This window comes from Paenibacillus sp. ACRSA (assembly GCF_022346845.1).
Taxonomy (GTDB): Bacteria; Bacillota; Bacilli; order Paenibacillales; family Paenibacillaceae; genus Paenibacillus.
Map to the genome: position 1 here is coordinate 692,500 of NZ_JAKRNP010000003.1, position 17,421 is coordinate 709,920.

Annotated in this window: 17 protein-coding genes; 1 reads left to right on the plus strand and 16 read right to left on the minus strand. The window is 43.5% G+C overall.

All coding sequences use genetic code 11. From position 1 onward, the window contains the following. Positions 1 to 144: 144 nt before the first annotated feature. From MH215_RS12630 to MH215_RS12665, 8 genes are all read right to left on the minus strand, one after another. Complete coding sequence (locus tag MH215_RS12630) at positions 145 to 675, minus strand: hypothetical protein (RefSeq protein WP_239290594.1); 531 nt, start codon at positions 673 to 675, stop codon at positions 145 to 147. Positions 676 to 975: 300 nt separating this feature from the next. Next, entirely contained in the window at positions 976 to 1,344 is a 369-nt protein-coding gene (locus MH215_RS12635; protein ID WP_239290595.1) for a VOC family protein, read from the minus strand. 275 nt (positions 1,345 to 1,619) lie between these two features. Further along, entirely contained in the window at positions 1,620 to 1,952 is a 333-nt protein-coding gene (locus MH215_RS12640; protein ID WP_239290596.1) for a hypothetical protein, read from the minus strand. An 8-nt stretch (positions 1,953 to 1,960) separates the two neighbouring features. Then, positions 1,961 to 3,145: a WXG100 family type VII secretion target gene (locus MH215_RS12645; RefSeq protein ID WP_239290597.1), complete on the minus strand. Its 1,185-nt coding sequence runs from the start codon at positions 3,143 to 3,145 to the stop codon at positions 1,961 to 1,963. A gap of 194 nt (positions 3,146 to 3,339) precedes the next feature. After that, the gene (locus MH215_RS12650) at positions 3,340 to 3,729 is read right to left on the minus strand and encodes a hypothetical protein (RefSeq protein WP_239290598.1); all 390 of its coding nucleotides are present in this window, start codon (positions 3,727 to 3,729) and stop codon (positions 3,340 to 3,342) included. Positions 3,730 to 3,897: 168 nt separating this feature from the next. Then, positions 3,898 to 5,196, minus strand: a complete 1,299-nt coding sequence (locus tag MH215_RS12655; RefSeq protein WP_239290833.1) for an amino acid permease — start codon at positions 5,194 to 5,196, stop codon at positions 3,898 to 3,900. Between the two features lie 179 nt (positions 5,197 to 5,375). Continuing rightward, positions 5,376 to 5,648 carry a hypothetical protein gene (locus MH215_RS12660; RefSeq protein ID WP_239290599.1) on the minus strand — a complete coding sequence of 91 codons (273 nt, stop codon included), beginning with the start codon at positions 5,646 to 5,648 and terminating at the stop codon, positions 5,376 to 5,378. Between the two features lie 283 nt (positions 5,649 to 5,931). Then, positions 5,932 to 6,387, minus strand: a complete 456-nt coding sequence (locus MH215_RS12665; protein ID WP_239290600.1) for a GNAT family N-acetyltransferase — start codon at positions 6,385 to 6,387, stop codon at positions 5,932 to 5,934. A 255-nt stretch (positions 6,388 to 6,642) separates the two neighbouring features. Between MH215_RS12665 and MH215_RS12670 the strand changes: the two genes are divergently transcribed. Further along, positions 6,643 to 7,206, plus strand: coding sequence for a GNAT family N-acetyltransferase (locus MH215_RS12670; RefSeq protein ID WP_239290601.1), 564 nt, complete (start codon positions 6,643 to 6,645; stop codon positions 7,204 to 7,206). Positions 7,207 to 7,404: 198 nt separating this feature from the next. On the opposite strand, the gene MH215_RS12675 is transcribed toward MH215_RS12670, so the two are convergent. From MH215_RS12675 to MH215_RS12710, 8 genes are all read right to left on the minus strand, one after another. After that, positions 7,405 to 8,709 carry a DUF1963 domain-containing protein gene (locus MH215_RS12675; RefSeq protein ID WP_239290602.1) on the minus strand — a complete coding sequence of 435 codons (1,305 nt, stop codon included), beginning with the start codon at positions 8,707 to 8,709 and terminating at the stop codon, positions 7,405 to 7,407. A 27-nt stretch (positions 8,710 to 8,736) separates the two neighbouring features. Further along, the gene (locus MH215_RS12680; RefSeq protein WP_239290603.1) at positions 8,737 to 9,915 is read right to left on the minus strand and encodes an alanyl-tRNA editing protein; all 1,179 of its coding nucleotides are present in this window, start codon (positions 9,913 to 9,915) and stop codon (positions 8,737 to 8,739) included. 170 nt (positions 9,916 to 10,085) lie between these two features. Beyond that, complete coding sequence (locus MH215_RS12685) at positions 10,086 to 10,838, minus strand: iron ABC transporter ATP-binding protein (protein ID WP_239290604.1); 753 nt, start codon at positions 10,836 to 10,838, stop codon at positions 10,086 to 10,088. After that, positions 10,835 to 11,899, minus strand: a complete 1,065-nt coding sequence (locus MH215_RS12690) for an iron chelate uptake ABC transporter family permease subunit (protein WP_239290605.1) — start codon at positions 11,897 to 11,899, stop codon at positions 10,835 to 10,837. The genes MH215_RS12685 and MH215_RS12690 overlap by 4 nt, the downstream gene beginning before the upstream one ends. Beyond that, the gene (locus tag MH215_RS12695) at positions 11,896 to 12,906 is read right to left on the minus strand and encodes an ABC transporter permease (protein ID WP_222125997.1); all 1,011 of its coding nucleotides are present in this window, start codon (positions 12,904 to 12,906) and stop codon (positions 11,896 to 11,898) included. Before MH215_RS12695 ends, MH215_RS12690 begins: the two co-directional genes overlap by 4 nt. A gap of 33 nt (positions 12,907 to 12,939) precedes the next feature. Further along, positions 12,940 to 13,989, minus strand: coding sequence for a siderophore ABC transporter substrate-binding protein (locus MH215_RS12700; RefSeq protein WP_239290607.1), 1,050 nt, complete (start codon positions 13,987 to 13,989; stop codon positions 12,940 to 12,942). A gap of 408 nt (positions 13,990 to 14,397) precedes the next feature. Next, complete coding sequence (gene dhaK, locus MH215_RS12705; protein ID WP_239290608.1) at positions 14,398 to 16,167, minus strand: dihydroxyacetone kinase subunit DhaK; 1,770 nt, start codon at positions 16,165 to 16,167, stop codon at positions 14,398 to 14,400. Then, entirely contained in the window at positions 16,167 to 17,306 is a 1,140-nt protein-coding gene (locus tag MH215_RS12710; protein ID WP_239290610.1) for a glycerol dehydrogenase, read from the minus strand. Before MH215_RS12710 ends, dhaK begins: the two co-directional genes overlap by 1 nt. Between the last annotated feature and the right edge of the window lie 115 nt (positions 17,307 to 17,421).

Below are 17,421 nucleotides of genomic sequence, written 5' to 3' on the forward strand. Positions count from 1 at the left end.
TAGAAATTTTGCAAAATAATACTTCAAGAAAACTATAGACATGCCGAGACTGACCAAAACTCATGAGCAAAAACCACATTACGAGCAGCCAGCTCACAATGCGGTCATGGATATGCTATACATCATTTTAGATCAATTGGAAGGCTAATTATGTATAACTTTAGATAAAACTGTACCGTCAAAACTGTTACCCCAACCTCTATTTTCATCTATGGAGTATTTCAGGAAGGAATCCATATCCGGCAATGGAAAACCATGCTGTAACATGTAATCTGTCATTTTATCAACCAGTACTAAGCTGCGCTCTCCATGTCCTTCAATGGCAGAATACGCATGACTGATGCCCAGTTCATATATGTCTCGAAGTAAGATACCAATGGATTCCTCCGTTGATTGATACAGTTGAGATAGAGAAACAAATTCCTCTCGGCTCAGTCGCTCAAATTCTTGCTCTTCGTATGTATTGAACTCCATTAGATTTTCCGGGATCAGTTCAACGATAATCTCATTCCAATCATCTAAATGTTGAATACTAGTAAATTGCCATAGGTAGTTCAGAACGTTTCTCCAATCTTTCAGATCATATTCTAAGGTAATCAGCACGTTCTCAAAACAACAGATCCCATATGCCACTCTACCTCTAAGAGAAGTCTGTTTCATCTGTTCTAAATTCATTAATAGCTACCTCCTCTATCTAGACTCGGGAATCCTCATTCAACTCAGATCGCAGTTCGCAGTTACATGGAGCGAAGCAGGACCCCTACACCAAGCCCTTTATCTAATCAATCAGAATAAAACAGAATGATATTGATATTAAAAACTCCCCGTATAGTAACAGGGTCTTTACGATTTCACCTGTGTACTATAGGGGAGTATACCACTTTTTTAAACAGCAGCCTTGATAGTGTAACCATATAAGCTGCTCCAACAGAGTGAAGTTGCCACTCTTATCACTAAGCTTAATCGAATTGCGGTTTAGGCTTTGCTGTGAAGGGTAACTAAGTAACCGTCTGGATCAGCAAATGTAAAGGTTCGCCCGAACGGCCCATCGATTGGGGCAGAAGTAATCTTTACTCCAGCTGTAACAAGCTTGTCATGGATTTCTTGCGCATCAGGGGCTTGCAACCACAGAGCTACACCAAAGCCAGGCTGACTAACTGAGCTCAGCTCTACTCCTGGAATTAAGTCACGAAGGGCAAAGGCAATAGGCTTCGTATCAAAGACTACAGCATGAGGTGGCCCCGCCTGTGAGCGAACCAGTCCGAGATAGTTTTGATAGAATTCCGCAGAGCTTTCCAGATTGCTTACTTGAAGTGAAATGAAGTCGGGTCCAATTACTGACATAATGTTAATGTCCTCCTTAGTGTATGGGTTGATATGTTATATGTCTTGATTATATAGAGCCCCTGTTGCCAACAGTATGTCAGTAGCGATTTCCGTTTTTTTATTTTTTTCATTCTCTGATGAAATTAAATCTTCGCAAGAAAATATAAATTATAGAAAAACAGGTTAATCACGGTGTCATGCGACCATAATCGACCTGTTTAAAATTTGTAAGTTTATTTCTATTAAGTTCAAAGAACATGTAGTGTGATTTTAACTAAAATGGATGAAAATAATCACATTATTTCTCCGGGAGACATATTCAAAAATGTTTCGTACCAATCAGGCCGTTGTGCCTTAATTAAAGAAATTGCCTCTGTAAATGCAATACCCTTTAACTCAGATAACTGTTCATAACTTATATGTTGTGTTGAAAGCCAAATTTGACCTATAGACTCCCCACAACTTGCCTTAATCATCTCATCATAGTTACTCTCGTTAGAAATCTTAATCAACATATCCACAGTCTCAGCATCTTGGAAGTTTTCTCCCAATTCAATCACTGCATCATCTTTTTCTGCATCAGATGCTTTAGGGTCTCTTAAGATTTCCAGTAATCTTTCTCTCATTATAAAATTCACTCCCCTAGCGGAATATGAGTTCCAACACTTCTCCCACCCGTTTCTCCTGTAAATGGATTGATATACGTTCCTTTATCGTCTAATCTAGCATCGAATCGAGGTTGATTACTACCTGCACCTAGTCCTTCCCTTCTACTAGCTTCCGGTTTCAACTTAAGTCTCCAACTAAACGTTCCATTGGTGTCCTTAACTCCCCATTGTTCGACACCACCAGCAGTATCATGTCTCACCCAAGTATTTTCTTCTGCCCAAGTCCTTAAGTTTACGGTGTTATCCACTAATCTTCCAGTGTCTTCAACCAGTGCACTCCTCGTGCCCTTCCCAATCTCCTTTTCCTTCTCCACAAACTCAGAGAATTTAGAAGACTCTCTCGCCTTTTTGCTTTCAGCAATGTTCTCGGTGACTCGCATACGTTGGTCTTGAAAACCGTTAAAGCCACCTGTCATATTGTCTGTACCAGGACGAGTGGACGGATTGATCTTGGGGCCACCGCCTGTAAATAGATTGTGAGGCTTCATCATCGAAGACGCATACCCACCGCCCAGCATCAATCCACCTACGCCAAAAATATTTGCCCAGTGCTCACTAGACCAGGCATTCGTTGGAAAAGTGGCTTCACGGATCGTACCATGAATACCGAATGTAATCCAATTGGCTGCATCATTAGGTGAGTTAAACGCTTTTTCTGCACGATCCACGTATCCAGAAACAAGGCCACTTGGGATACCGAACGTCCAATAATCCAAAAAACCGCCAACGCTATCATAACGCTTCTGGTATCGATCATCTGCTGATTGCAAAAAGGCTTGTCCTAACTCGACTATACTATCGGCAGACTTCTGAAAGGCATTCCGCGTATCAGCAGCAGGCGCTTTAGCATCATTTGACTCAGGAGGGCCATAGGTTTCTAAGGTTTGATTGTCAGCATTCTTGAATTTCTCAGCATGCCTTTCTAGTTCTTTTGAAATCGTTATGGATCCATCCAAAAATTTATCCATCGCCTGCTGCGCATAGATAAAATTGGCATAAAAGTTTTCCTTCGTACTGCCATCCCACATTTGCTCAATCTCAACGATCCTTTGTTTCAAGCGGTTAGTCATTTGGGAAATCTGATAATGAGCCTCTTCGAACTGTTTGGATACGGCAAGCAGCTGTCCTGGTTTTACTTTTATAGTCGTCATGTCGTACCTCATATTATAAGTTTTCGTTGTTATACGAACATCTCATCACAATTTCATTAGCATAAGAGTACGTTAAACCTTGTATAATGAACTTTCATTATAATGAGGCACCCCAAGAATAGGTAGCGACTACCGAAGTATTTTTATAGTCCACATTAACCTAAATTAATCCATAATATAACAGTACCTGGAACCTATTCATCTTCCCGCTCCGCCAGAAATTCAATACTAATGCGATCTACTTTCATCTCAACGTATGTACCTATTAAATAAGCATAGTCTCTGAACAATTCTTCATCGGTTAGGACGATCCCCGCATCCAAAGAGTCTGCTTGTATCACACCTCGAATGTTATAGGCAAATCCTGAATCAATCCGTTCTAACTCTTTCTTAGGCTCGTGCAGCTCCTGAATAATGACATCATCTAATATTGTAATCCCAATGGATACGGGGTAAGCATGTCCCATTTCAATAAGATATGGACAGATATTAGCAAACCCTGTGAATTCAACTCCGTTCATTTCAAGAGTTACCTCTTCTTCGATGTGGGGATCTAACCTTCTAACGACAGCCCAATTCTTCATTGTGCAATCCTCCCTTCTTTCATATGCAAGTATACCTCCAAGTACAAAAAACACCCCAGTATAAACCACTGAGATGTCTTCTTCTTCTTAATTAAACAATATTTAATTCTGCTAATTCTCAAACCCTTTTCTCTATCCGATCTACATGCGACCTATAGATGCAGTCCGTTATTTCGCCTGTTTCCCATCTGCCTTACGGAATCGAACCAAAGACCAGATGATAAGAAACGCCAGCACGGAGAGACAGACACTAATACTGAAACGATTGCCTTCATCGAAAATGAACATCACTGCAATTACGGTTAGAGAAAGGGTTGTCGCACCTGTGATATAAGGAAAGCCCCACACCTTGAAGGAAGGTTGCACGGGATACTGCTTACGCAACTTCAACTGCGATGAAGAGATACAGATCCACACCAGAATTACGACAAATCCAGGAACCGCTAGTAGCACACTAAATAGCTGATCTTGTGCAAACAGCCCAAGCAATGATCCAGCTAACAGAATGACGCTGCATACAAGCAGTGTGTTAATTGGGCTGCCGTTCGCATTGGTCTTCGCCAAAGCTTTAGGAGCCTCACCACCGACCGCCATCGAATACATCATTCGGGATGCACCATAGATCCCGGAGTTCGCAGCTGATAAGACAGCCGTAACCAGAATGAAGTTCATAATATGAGCAGCACCTGGTAGGCCAGTCGAAGCGAGTACCTGTACAAACGGGCTACTTTCTGGTCCAAGCTCATTCCACGGAATTAAGCCACAGATGATGAGAATCGGTAAGGTGAAGAATAGAATGATCCTTAACATGAAATTGCCCACGACCTTGGGCAGTACACGATCTGCATTTTCCGTTTCGGTCAACGTTAGTCCAATCAGCTCAGAACCCCCGTAGGAGAACATAACAACAAGCAGAGCAGAGAAGATTGAGCCCCAACCATTAGGGAAAAAGCCACCCGATTGTGTATAATTTTGCAAATAAGGTGTGTTATCACTCGGAATAATTCCGAAGATTAGCGCAGTACCTAGGAAAATAAAAGCAATAATCATCGCAATTTTGATCCCTGCTAACCAGAATTCGAATTCCCCGAACACGCCTACACTGAGAAAATTGACGGATATAATAAACGCAGCGCATGCCAGACTCATGAGCCATAATGGCACGTCTGGGAACCAATATTGCAAGAAACTCCCCGCTGCGATCACTTCAATGACACATACAGACAACCACAGGAAGCAATACATCCATCCCATGACAAATGATACTCTGCTGCCAAACGCTTCTTGTACAAAGTCTTTCATATTCCGATTCTTATAGACGGTGGCCATCTCTGCCATAGCTGCCATGACAACGAGCAGCAACAATCCGGCGAAAATATAGGTCACAATGACCCCAGGCCCTGCTAGTCCAATCGTTTCGGTACTGCCTTTGAAAATTCCAGTTCCAATGACACCACCCATCGCCATCAGGCTAATGTGTCTTGGTTTGAGTTTCTTCTGTAATGTTCCTTCTGTCTGAGCCAATTCCAGTCCTCCTGATGTAAAACACGTCTGTGATTCTTTAGTTCAAGTCTACCTAAATACATAATTTTCAGTATACCCTATAGTCCATACCTCAGAACAGAACATCTACATGGGAATTTCATTCAATTCTTGATAAAGTTCAATCCTTTATACATCAGTAGTGTGATTAAGCTATATCCAACACCATACACCATCCCTATGCCTACATTAGCCCACAGAGTTGCCCAATCACTCGCGATGAACAGCAAAGGCAGTACAAATGAAACGCCCATCCCCATCATAATTTTAAACCGCCTTCTATAAAAGCAAACCACACCAAGCATTAGTGCAATGATCGGACTCAGTATAAAAACTGCAAATAACGGATTCAGATCACCAAATATCCAATAGATCACGTTGGATCTCCTCTCTGTGGAACGTTAGTCACGTGTGTATGCAGTCATTTTAATCTAGTTTGCGATCGAACTATGTGTCTTTTGATACAATCTAACTATGACTGGCATTGCAGCACATTCTCATCCTTCTACTGTATAGAAGGTGCCATATATACATCAAAGAACAGCATCCCTTGTAACTCAGAATGCTGTTCTTCAAGTGTTTTTTATTTATTAATAGAGTGTACTGAATGCTCTTAATACTTGTAATACTATGAACGTTTGAACATTCTCAAAACGTGTACTACAGTTCCTTCGTCATAAATGTACTATTCGGATCCAGAATATAATCTGCAAAAGGCTCACAATACGTGAAGCCGAAATCTTCATACAGCTTGCGAGCTGGGATAAATGAATCCATGGAGCCAGTCTCTAGACTGATCCGTTTATATCCACGACTTATGGCAACTTCAATAATATGAGCAAGGATCTTTCTTGCAACACCTTTACGTAAATGATTCTTAGCAGTGCGCATCGATTTGAGTTCTGCGTGCTCTTTGTCCAGTTCCTTGATTGCCCCACAACCGAGAAGCTCCTGATCTTCCCATGCGCACCAAAAAGTAATCTCCGGCTTCTTCAGGCCGTCTAGATTAAGGGCATGAATGCTTTCTGGTGGAGAGTCCTCCGCCATTCCTTGTAAATGTTCTGCAATTAGTCCAATCACTTGTGCCCCGCTCAAATCATCTACACGAATCTCCACTATAACCACTCCTACGTTAATGTTAAGTATGATCTATGCTCGTTAATCTTCTGTATTTCATATTACTCCCATGGCAGGTTTTCTGACAAGGATATTATGCATGTTCTCTAGATCGAGTGTTGTATCACCCTGAAATTTTCATTATGATGAGCCTATCTGATTTCTAAAGGAGCGAGGCATATTGCGTACAATACATATGGCTAACGGTTGTTCTGAGGTGAAGCGAACTTAAATTTGGATCTGAAGGAGATTAACATGACACTATCAACAGAAAATCTATTTTACAGCCAGCGTTTAAAAATGACCCCTCCCCGCACAGAAGACGTGCAGACGATGCTATTGTGGAACGAAGATCCTGAATATCTGCGTAACGTGGATACGGATATTGCGATTCCCTATTCGGAGAAACAGCTTGAGGACGAAGGCGAAACGAAAGATAAGGAAGTATATTTTCGGCTACGCACCCAAGAGGATGAACAACTGATCGGCTTTGTTGTTATTCATAGTATTGAATGGAATAACCGCTGCGGGCAGCTTGCGATTGGTATTGGACTTGCTGAACATCGAAACAAAGGGTATGGTACAGAAGCGTTGAAGCTGATTCTTCGATATGCATTCCATGAATTAAATTTGGATCGAGTAGGTCTTGATGTCATTTCCTACAACGCCCGAGGCATTCGCGCTTATGAAAAGGTAGGCTTTCAACTGGAGGGTCGCATCCGCTCAGCAGTTTATCGGGATGGCAAGCGATATGATCGTCTAATGATGGGTATTCTGAGATCCGAGTGGGAAACCCTCTCAGCAGAGCTCTCACCTTAATTACTGATCCATATCAATACACAACACATACCAAAAAACGTTCAGGGATCAATGCCTGAACGTTTTTACAATTTTACTCTGCGACGCGTAAAACCTTATCCATAGAACCTTTATTCATGCGTTCCATATCCTATATCCAATCATCATTAACTCAGACCATGACGATGATGTAGATTCATATCGGTGAAGACGGGCAATTTAGCTCTGCTGATACGTTACCGCCGTCATCTGACACGGCTCACATAGCAGCATATAATACATGCCTTCTCCATACTCAGCTAGTTCCTCACCATTCACCTGCCCGACCGCCTTCATACGGGTAGAACAGGACGGACAAGTTGCATATTCCGCATCCTGAACCCATCCCGGATGTCCGCCTATTTGCGACAGTGACGGTTCGTTCGCCCATTCACTGCCGTGGTAAGGGTTACGCGGTTTCGTCGCGATATGATAATGAGGAGCTGTATCTAGTGTAAACGGATCGTGATCTTCTGCATCAATCTCATCCACGCCCATAGGCATCACGTTATGCGTACTCCAGACGGGTTCACCTTCAGCGCTCATCTCCATGTAAACTACCCCATAACAGCTGCAGCTCATACAAGTCTGGACTTGAAGCTCATCGGCTTTCCATGACACCTCACGCAGTGCTGGATGATGAGCATCTAAACTAACCAGAACGGTTAATTCTCGACTGCACCATGGACAGCAATCCGAGCTGTTAACTAACATGGAGATCGGCTCTCCGCCTGAAGCAGTGGCAGAAGACTCTTCTTCATCGACGACATATAAGGAATAACTCGGTGTTGTGAACAACATTCTACGCTTACCTTCTGTTGTCAGTTCCCAACCAGCCTCTGTCGCATACTGCTCGGGAGCTACATACAATTGATCTGCCCAAGGTGGGGGAGATTGCTTCCATTGCTGAAATTGTTGTACAACAACATCATCCCCAATATACGCAAGCATCAGCAACAGGAAATTACGATTCTCATCATCGGTCTTCACCTGTTGTAGCAATTGATCTCGCACTTCCGGGCTCGCACTCTTATACAGAATGACCGGATAATAGATCTCATGCGCTAACAGCTCTGGAATTTGTTCGGATAACGAAGTCCCATGATAACAGACAAGCGCTACCAGAATATCTTTGCCTGTATCCGCATCTTCTGTACGAATGAGATCCATTGCGAACTCTACCATCATAACCTGCTGCTCTGCTGATAAAGACAGAAACACTTGCTCTTTGGACTGCCCGTATGGAATATAGCGAATTAATTCGTCGCGGACATGATGTGTATGCATAACTTTCAGGATCTCAACAGGATCAGTCATACCTTCATACAAGTTCACATCACGCCGATTCACCTCGATATATTTACGGTGCTCCTCCCGCGCAATCTCTTGTTTACATGGCATGCAGATGCCACCTGTTTTGGCTGCTGTTGCGGGCAAAATGGTGTTACTGCACCCCTCTCGACGACAAGGAATACGTTCTGTCATTAGACCTCTCCCCAATCCAAGCTTTGCTTAGTGATGACCCAGTTGCTCCTTCGTGAATTCGTAAAAAGCAAGCGCATCTTCACTGGTTGCGAAGCCTGCCTGAGCCATTTTATCACTTCCCCCACCTTTGCCCTGATACGCACCAAGATTGCCTTTGAAGAACGGGCCTGCGGACCATTCTGTTGGTTGTCCATTCTGTGCCAGCACGACCTTGGCTTCCGAGATACTGGCAAAGAGCACTAAGCCTTCATGTTCTGCTGTGAGCTTGGTCGCAAGACTCTGCATATCCTTAAGCGGTTTGTCCTCAAATACTTGCGCGATGACTAGCCCTTCTCGCGCTGCGAGGAGTTCCTGTGCATAGTAATCATCATTCGTTGCCTTTACCGCATTCAGCTCGCTTTGCAGCAGCTTCTGCTCCTGTTCCATTTTCTCAATGCGTTCCAGCAGCTCGTCCCTGCTCGTCTTCAATTTCGTCGTTAAGCCGTTCAATACTTGCTGTGTAGCGGTGAATTCGTTCAATGCTCTCGATCCACATTTAAAATAAATCCGAGTGCCACCTTTCACCTTCTCAGTTTTCAGCAGCTTGATTAATCCAATCTCCCCCGTTGCCGACACATGTGTGCCACCACAAGCATTATATTCCACACCCGCAATCTCAACGATCCGAATATCTTCAGTTACACTCGGCTGCTTCACCAAGGGTAGACGTGCTGCCTCTTCTGCGGTTACCCAGGATGTATGGATTGGAGCGTTACGATAAATCTGCTGATTCACCTCGTGCTCGATGGCTGCAAGCTGCTCTGCACGGAGTGACTCTGCCGCCACATCAATCGTGGCATAATCCGTTCCCAGATGGAAGCTGAGTGTCATGGCATCAGCAAGCTTCAGCGTGATTGCTGACAGTAAATGTTGTCCGGTGTGATGCTGCATATGATCGAATCGACGCTGCCAGTCCAACGCACAGTCCACGTCCACTTGTTCAGGTGAGCGCTCTAGCTTATGCCACACCTCTCCATCTTCAAGATTGACATCAAGAACAGCAATGCCGCCGATCTGTCCTAGATCACACGGTTGTCCACCGCCATGCGGATAAAAAGCGGTCTCTGCTAATGTGACGTAGGTACCGTCCTCCTTGTCTGCTCTATTTGTAATCTGTGTATGCCATTCATGTGTATATGCTGAGTTGTAATAAAGTTTATCTGTCATTGTACAGTTCCGTTCCCTTCTCGTTCAAAGTGAGTTATCTGTTCTCCAGATTACACTATTTGGCATAAGCAAGCCAAATTTCACCCTCTTTATACAAGAAAGTAGAGTGAAATAATCACTCTACTTTCGGAGAACCCTTTTAATTTAACAGCCTTTAATACATCCTGCACTTAATAAATCGCTATTGGTCCATATGGGCCCTCGATAATTTCAATTTTGGTCTCAAAAATATCGGTTAAAATTTCGGGATCCATAACCTCATCCACTGTTCCAAACGCAGCAATCTGCCCATGCTTCATCGCACAGATTCGATCCGAATATTTGGCGGCAAAATTAATATCATGCATAACCGTTAGAATGGTTCGTCCAAATTCATTAGCTGCATATCTCAGATGCTCCATCATTCGAACAGAGCGAGCCACATCCAGATTGTTCAACGGCTCGTCCAAGAGCACGTATTCTGTCTCCTGACACAAAACCATAGCTACATACGCTCTCTGCCGTTGCCCACCAGAAAGCTCATCTAAATATCTATTTTCCAGATCAGTTAAGTCTAGAAAATCAATATATTTCGAAATAATCGCTTCATCTTCATCTGTTAATCTTCCCTTGGAATGAGGAAAACGCCCAAATCCGGCAAGCTGTCTTACTGTTAGTCTTGTGACAAAATGATTTTCTTGCCGTAGCACCGTTACAATTTTGGCCAAGTCTTTGGACTTGGATTTGGAAACATCCATATTGGCAATCTTAATCTGGCCTTCGTCCAAATTCAGAAGCCTACCGATCATCAGAAGCGTTGTTGACTTTCCCGCTCCGTTGGGTCCGATTAATGAAGTAAGACCGGCTTTGGGGATGCTTATATTCAAGGGGCCTATTTCTACCTCGGCTGCATAGGACTTTCTGACATTATCGATCTGTATCATAAAGAACCCTTCCTTAAAATAACAATTAAGAATGTTAGGCCACCAATCAATTCAATAAGAATGGAGACAACACCCTGCGCATGGAAAATATGATTCATAATAAAGTACGCACTCGTTAAGATTACAAAGCCTATAGCAAGAGCCATCGGGAACACGTACCTGTGATCATAGGTCTGTGCTGCTTGATAACTCAACGTGGCAACTAAAAATCCATAGAATGTAAGTGGGCCAACCAAAGCGGTTGATACAGCCATCAAAATGGAAATGAGAACAAGCGTATACATGATACTTACTTGATGTTTAGAGCCCAGAACCGTTGAGACATCCTTACCCAGCGACAATACATTAAGTCGCTTGGCATTCGCAAGCAGAAGGATCGCTACAACGATAACAATCGGTATGGCAATCGGGAAATAGGCAGCATCTGCATTATTGACGGAAGCAAACATTCTTGCTTGCAAAATATCAAATTCAGATGGTGACAGAAGTCTTCTCATAAAAGAAGATACAGACCTTAGCCCCGTTCCAATAATAATACCGACCAAAAGCAGGAGTTGTAAATTGCCATACTTCCCAGAGAGCAACCATCCATAGAGGATTAGACACATCAAGACCATAGCAGCAATCTGATATAAAAAGGCATCTACACCACTAAAATTTACAAACGCCGCAGCTCCAAGGAAAAAGATCGTGCTTGTATGAATGGTGGAGTAAATAGCTTCAAAACCTAAGAGTGACGGAGTGATAATTCGGTTATTCGTAATCGACTGAAAAGCAACCGTTGCTAAGCTTTGACAAATTACAGCCATAAGCATGGCAACAAGGGCTACCACCCTTCTTGTAACAACAGGTATGAATGAAGGGGAGGTTACCGGAACCGGATTGTTATACACCAGTAGTCCGAACGATGATAAAAGACCCACAACAATCAATGTTATCAGCAAAATCCAATAACGCTTTTCTTCCTTCTTGGTACGAAAGGCTCTAGCTGATCTTTTTCGGGGAGGTCGGCTAGAGTCGATGTCGACATTTAGTGGATTACTACTAGTTAGTTCGCTCATCTTAGCCTCCTTTTTGACCTCCTTTGTCTTAGCAAAATAGCAATAAATACAACGGCTCCCACCGTTCCAAGGATCATAGAAACAGGTATTTCAAAAGGCATAATGATGATGCGAGACAGGATATCACATACAATGATGGTAGCCATCCCTAACACGCACACCCATGGTAGGTTACTCCTAAGGTCATCCCCTCTAAACATGGAAACGATATTGGGGACAATTAGCCCTAGGAATGGTAAGTTTCCAATAACAGCTGCAACAACGCCAACAGCTAGAGAAATGAGACCCGTGCCAATAAGAATAATTCTGTTATAGTTTACGCCGAGACTGGTAGCGACATCTTCCCCAAGTCCAGCCAGAGTCAACCGGTCAGCAAATATAAAGATAAGTATAGTGACCAAAATAATAATCCATAGATACTCATACCGACCAATTTGAACAGGCGAAAAAGAGCCTACAAACCAGCTCTCAATATTTTGCGTCACTTGAAAAACAAGTCCGATAAACGTTGAAAATGCCGAAATGACTGCTCCCAGCATCATCCCAATAATAGGCACAACTAGAGACGAACGAAGTTTAACTTTTCTTAGAAAAACAAAAAAAATCATTGTTCCTACAAAAGAAAAAATGATTGCGCCTGTCATTCTGAGCACTAGCGTTGGAGCAGGAAATAACAGATAAACAAATAAAAGTCCGAGACCTGACCATTCCATCGTTCCTGTGGTGGTAGGTTCTACTAAACGGTTCTGTGTAATCAGCTGCATGACCAATCCTGCCATGGCCATTGCGGCTCCAGTGAGCATCAAGGCAATGGTTCTAGGTACACGCGTGATGAAGAACATCTCCATGCCATCCGCTTGTCCTCTGATGTCATAAACGCCAGTAAACAGCGATAGGATTGCTAGAATAGCTGTCACTGTGATGGCGATGATAAAAGGGATCGTCCAGAGCTTCTTACGGTTATGACGCTGGGGTTGAGAATTCTCAACCCCAGCTAGTTTTGGTATAAAGTTATTCAGCACTGCGTCATACTCCTTTGACTACTTCGCTAAAGTTTCTGATAGGTTGTTGAAGATTTTAATGAACGTTTCAATGGATTCATTGGTATATGTGTCGTTCGGTGCATACATAATCTGTGCTTTAGTAATCGCTGTTGTGTTTTTAAGAGCAGGTGCATTATCAATAACATCTTGTGCAGGCACAGAAGCTTCATCGGAAGAAATAGCTGCATCACGATCCAGTACGAAAATCCAATCTGGATTGCTCTGAGCAATAGCTTCAACGGAAATATCATCACCTTGGTGATCCGCAGAAGACTTGTCAACTTCTAGCGCTGGCACCCAATTAAAGATTTCATACAATGGTCCCCATACACGTCCGGAGTGAGGAGCTGAAAAACCAATATCCCCTGCAGAAACAATGACACTCATAACTGTATCTTCGCCATTATAAGCCGCTTTTGCTGCTTCAATAGATTTATCGAATTCAGCGTTCAGTTGGCTAGCTTCTTCTTCTTTATCGAAAATCTTACCTAAGCTCGTCGTTGTATCTTTAAATCCGTTAACCAGGTTTTCTCCAGGTGTTCCGGCTTCAGCAGAAACATCAAAAGTAAGATCAATTACTGCTGCATTAGGCACTAATTTTTTGATATCTTCATAGAATCCCGAGAATCTTTGACCAACAATAACAAGGTCAGGCTGGATCGATGCCAACAGCTCCAGATTAGGTTCACGGTGATTACCGATATTTTGTACAGCTTCATCAGCTACATAGGGTGAACTCGCAGGCATAACTTCTTTCGGCACAGCCGCTAATTTAACATCCCAGTTCGCCAATGTCTCAAATGTTCTGTTATCTAGAGCAACTACATTCGTTGGGTTTACAGGAACTGTTACCGTTCCATGTGCATCTGTAATTTCAACGGTTGAAGGAGTAGCAGGAGTAGCCGTACTTGTAGAAGCACTAGTGTCGGTCGCATTCGTACTCGTTGCATTTGAATTCGTAGCTTCATTACTGGAACATGCCGCGAGCACCAACGACAAAGCTGCCACCATCATAAACATGAATTTTCTAGAAATCGATTTTCTCATTTGTATCCCCCTAGTTTAGATATGTATGACCCATAGGTAGAGTCTTTTAGATGAAATCATTATCATGTTAAAATCAACAAATGATAGTGATTATCAATATCAATAAAATTCATTATACCAACTTAGCGAGCATTTTCAACATCCTATCACCTGTAAATTATGTCGAAATTATGAACCCATTTACTTTCATACCTATTTCACATACCCGTTCCGAGCTTGCTTTGTCTAGTATTGTCAGGTGTTTTCAACGTATATCACCCTCCAAATTCTCCACCAAATGTATTCGAAATCATCCTCGAAAAAAGTTTACGAATCACAAAAAGAGGAGTATGACTATGTCATACTCCTTGTGGTAGAACGCTTCATCACAATAGATTTCTCATTGTAACGTCCTGACTTATCATAGATTTATTTCATTGCCTCAGACAATTCAGTGAAAATAACACCCAATGCATACGCACCAGCATCAGGATATCCTAGACTGCGGTCACCAACCGTACCTGCACGACCCATGCGAGCTACGATGTCTTCCGTTTTCTTCGCACCTTCGACCGCTGCTGCTGCACCTTTGGCAAACGCCGTTTTGAAGTCGTCTCCTGACTCAGCGCTTTGTGTCCAAGAATCAGCACAAGGTACAAGCGCATCAATCAAAGTTTTATCACCGACAACTGCACCACGTCCGAAGGAGCGTTCACCAGTGGACTGAATGCCTTGGACCGCAGCTTGAATCATCTCAGCGAATGCAGCAACATTTAATTGCTGCTTCTCGCCTACAGCTTTGCCAGCCGCACGGAATGCCGAACCCCAGATCGGGCCGGATGCGCCCCCACAGTATTCCATGATAACTAATGAACATGCATCAAGGAATGAACCGATGTCCTTTTTCTCTTCGTTGATGATGTGGTTCCATTCACGTTTCAACTGGCGGAAGCCTTTGGCCACGCTCATCCCGAAGTCACCATCGCCCGCATGAGAATCCAGCTCACAGAACGGTACTTCATTCTTGATGATGATCTCACCCATTTTGTCGATCAGGTACACGACATTATCGAGGGAGAACTGATTGTTGTTGATTACCGCAGACGTTGCAGGTGTCTCAACCTCGAAGGATACCGGAGCATCTTCACTCACAACCGCTTCAAGTGCTTCAGAATACGCTGCTTGAGCAACGGGTTCACCGGAGACCTTGAATGCAGGCGTATCACTTTCTTTGAACAACAACGTTTTTAGTTCATCATCCAGCTTCAGGATGGTTACTGAAGCACCTGCCATATCGATACTTGTCATATAGTTGCCTACAAACGTTGTAGCAACCTTTAGACCTGTTTGTCCTGCAAGTTCACGTTGAACGGAGTTGTTCAGCAAGTACAATTCTTGTAGCGGTGTAGCGCCAAATCCGTTCACAAGCACAGCAATCTCCGCAGAAGCGTCATTGTCCAGCTTCATATCTGCCAGCAATGCTTCAACCATACGTCCTGCGAGTTCATCCGCAGACACAATTTTCTCCCGACGAATCCCTGGCTCACCGTGGATTCCCACGCCGAACTCCATTTCATCTTCGGCGATCTCAAATGTCGGAGTACCTTTCGCTGGTACAGTACATGAAGTGAAGCCAAACCCGATACTACGCACGTTCTGCGCTGCCTTCTCAGCAACCTGTTTCACTTCATCCAGACTGCGGCCTTCTTCCGCCGCTGCTCCGGCAATCTTGTGAACCAGTACAGTACCAGCAACACCACGGCGTCCTACCGTGTACAAGCTATCCTGTACTGCGATATCATCCTCAACGCGCACATATTGTACGTTAATGCCATCTTCCTCTGCCAGATGAGCCGCATTCTTGAAGTTCATCATGTCGCCACTGTAGTTTTTGATAATCAACAGCGTACCTTTGTTGCTAGCTGTAGCTTTGATCGCCTGGTATACCTGAATCTGTGAAGGAGATGCGAATACATCTCCACACACAGCTGCATCCAGCATGCCTTTACCTACATAACCTGCGTGAGCCGGTTCGTGTCCGCTTCCCCCGCCACTAATCAGGCTAACTTTATCCGCATTAATCTCTCTACGTTTGATGACTTTATATTTCTTCAGGAATTCAAGCTCCGGGTGCGCAAGCGCAATCCCGTTGCACATTTCCATTACAACATTCTCGGCCTGGTTAATAATTTTTTTCATTATTTTGCCTCCTGGCGAGCTTTGTACTCCCGACCGATTCGGTCAGCTGCTGCGATGGCAGCTGCCACTTCAGGAACTGTGATTGGGAATGGCATTGCGTGAATGGATTCTTCCGGAATACAAGCAATCTCTGCTACTTTGATCAGTTCTTCTTGTGTAATTGTTTCTACACCGATATCTGCCAGGCTTACAGGCAGTCCAACGGCAAGGCAGAAGTCCATCACTTCATGCAGCTCTTCGGTTGGTGCATTCTCAAGCACGAGCTGAGCAATGGTACCGAAGGATACTTTTTCTCCATGGAAGTAATGGTGCGTACCTTCAAGAACAGTCAGACCGTTATGGATCGCATGTGCTGCTGCCAAACCACCGCTCTCAAATCCAAGACCAGACAACAGAATATTCGTCTCTACGATGTTCTCCAGTGCTTGAGTTACCACGTTGCTATCGCTAGCTACTTTAGCTTTTGCACCGTCAGTAAGAAGCATCTCATAACATAGCTTCGCCAGTGCAAGTGCCGCATTCGTACCTACAGCAGAAGGTGTATATCCTTCGCGAGATCCCATTGGTAGGCTCGCGTTCACACGAGAATAGGATTTTGCTGTTGCTCTTGCTTCAAAATACGTAGATAGTGCATCTCCCATACCCGATACGAGGAAACGTGTTGGTGCATTGGCAATAACTGTTGTATCTACAAGCACCACACTTGGGCTTTGTTTGAAGTATGCATAATCATCGAATGCGCCTTCTGGCGTGTACAATACAGCAGAGTGACTTGTTGGTGCGTCCGTTGCTGCAATCGTTGGGCAGATAATCAAAGCTTCGCCTTCTGCTACACATTTTGCTGCATCAATGGCTTTACCTCCACCAAGACCGATCGTAGAGTCACATCCTTTTTCCTTTGCGATCTCTTGCAGACGAGCAACTTCCTCACGGGAACATTCGCCTTTAAAACCGCTTTCAACAAACGTAATATTGAATTTCTCAGCTGTTGCATCCAGCTTCGCTTTGACACGTTGTACATCATCTGGGTGAGCGATCAAGAGCGCGGAGTCTCCGAACGATTTCACAAAATACCCCAAGTTAAGTAGTTCGTCTTCACCTTGTACATACTTCGTTGGGCTAATAAATGCTTTTCTCATAGTAGAAAACCTCCTATAAAATATTTAATGGATTAACCATTCAATTCAACATATAAAATTTTAAATGACTCACAATAATATAAATATATATCAGGTATGTGAGGTTTACAGTGGA

Bases quoted from the DNA above. Each gene is read 5' to 3' on its own strand.
- MH215_RS12680 (WP_239290603.1), bottom strand. From the start codon at position 9,915: ATGACAGATAAACTTTATTACAACTCAGCATATACACATGAATGGCAT.
- MH215_RS12645 (WP_239290597.1), bottom strand. From the start codon at position 3,145: ATGACGACTATAAAAGTAAAACCAGGACAGCTGCTTGCCGTATCCAAA.
- MH215_RS12700 (WP_239290607.1), bottom strand. From the start codon at position 13,989: ATGAGAAAATCGATTTCTAGAAAATTCATGTTTATGATGGTGGCAGCT.
- MH215_RS12640 (WP_239290596.1), bottom strand. From the start codon at position 1,952: ATGAGAGAAAGATTACTGGAAATCTTAAGAGACCCTAAAGCATCTGAT.
- MH215_RS12685 (WP_239290604.1), bottom strand. From the start codon at position 10,838: ATGATACAGATCGATAATGTCAGAAAGTCCTATGCAGCCGAGGTAGAA.
- MH215_RS12655 (WP_239290833.1), bottom strand. From the start codon at position 5,196: ATGGCGATGGGTGGTGTCATTGGAACTGGAATTTTCAAAGGCAGTACC.
- MH215_RS12635 (WP_239290595.1), bottom strand. From the start codon at position 1,344: ATGTCAGTAATTGGACCCGACTTCATTTCACTTCAAGTAAGCAATCTG.
- MH215_RS12670 (WP_239290601.1), top strand. From the start codon at position 6,643: ATGACACTATCAACAGAAAATCTATTTTACAGCCAGCGTTTAAAAATG.
- MH215_RS12690 (WP_239290605.1), bottom strand. From the start codon at position 11,899: ATGAGCGAACTAACTAGTAGTAATCCACTAAATGTCGACATCGACTCT.
- MH215_RS12650 (WP_239290598.1), bottom strand. From the start codon at position 3,729: ATGAAGAATTGGGCTGTCGTTAGAAGGTTAGATCCCCACATCGAAGAA.
- MH215_RS12710 (WP_239290610.1), bottom strand. From the start codon at position 17,306: ATGAGAAAAGCATTTATTAGCCCAACGAAGTATGTACAAGGTGAAGAC.
- dhaK (WP_239290608.1), bottom strand. From the start codon at position 16,167: ATGAAAAAAATTATTAACCAGGCCGAGAATGTTGTAATGGAAATGTGC.
- MH215_RS12630 (WP_239290594.1), bottom strand. From the start codon at position 675: ATGAATTTAGAACAGATGAAACAGACTTCTCTTAGAGGTAGAGTGGCA.
- MH215_RS12675 (WP_239290602.1), bottom strand. From the start codon at position 8,709: ATGACAGAACGTATTCCTTGTCGTCGAGAGGGGTGCAGTAACACCATT.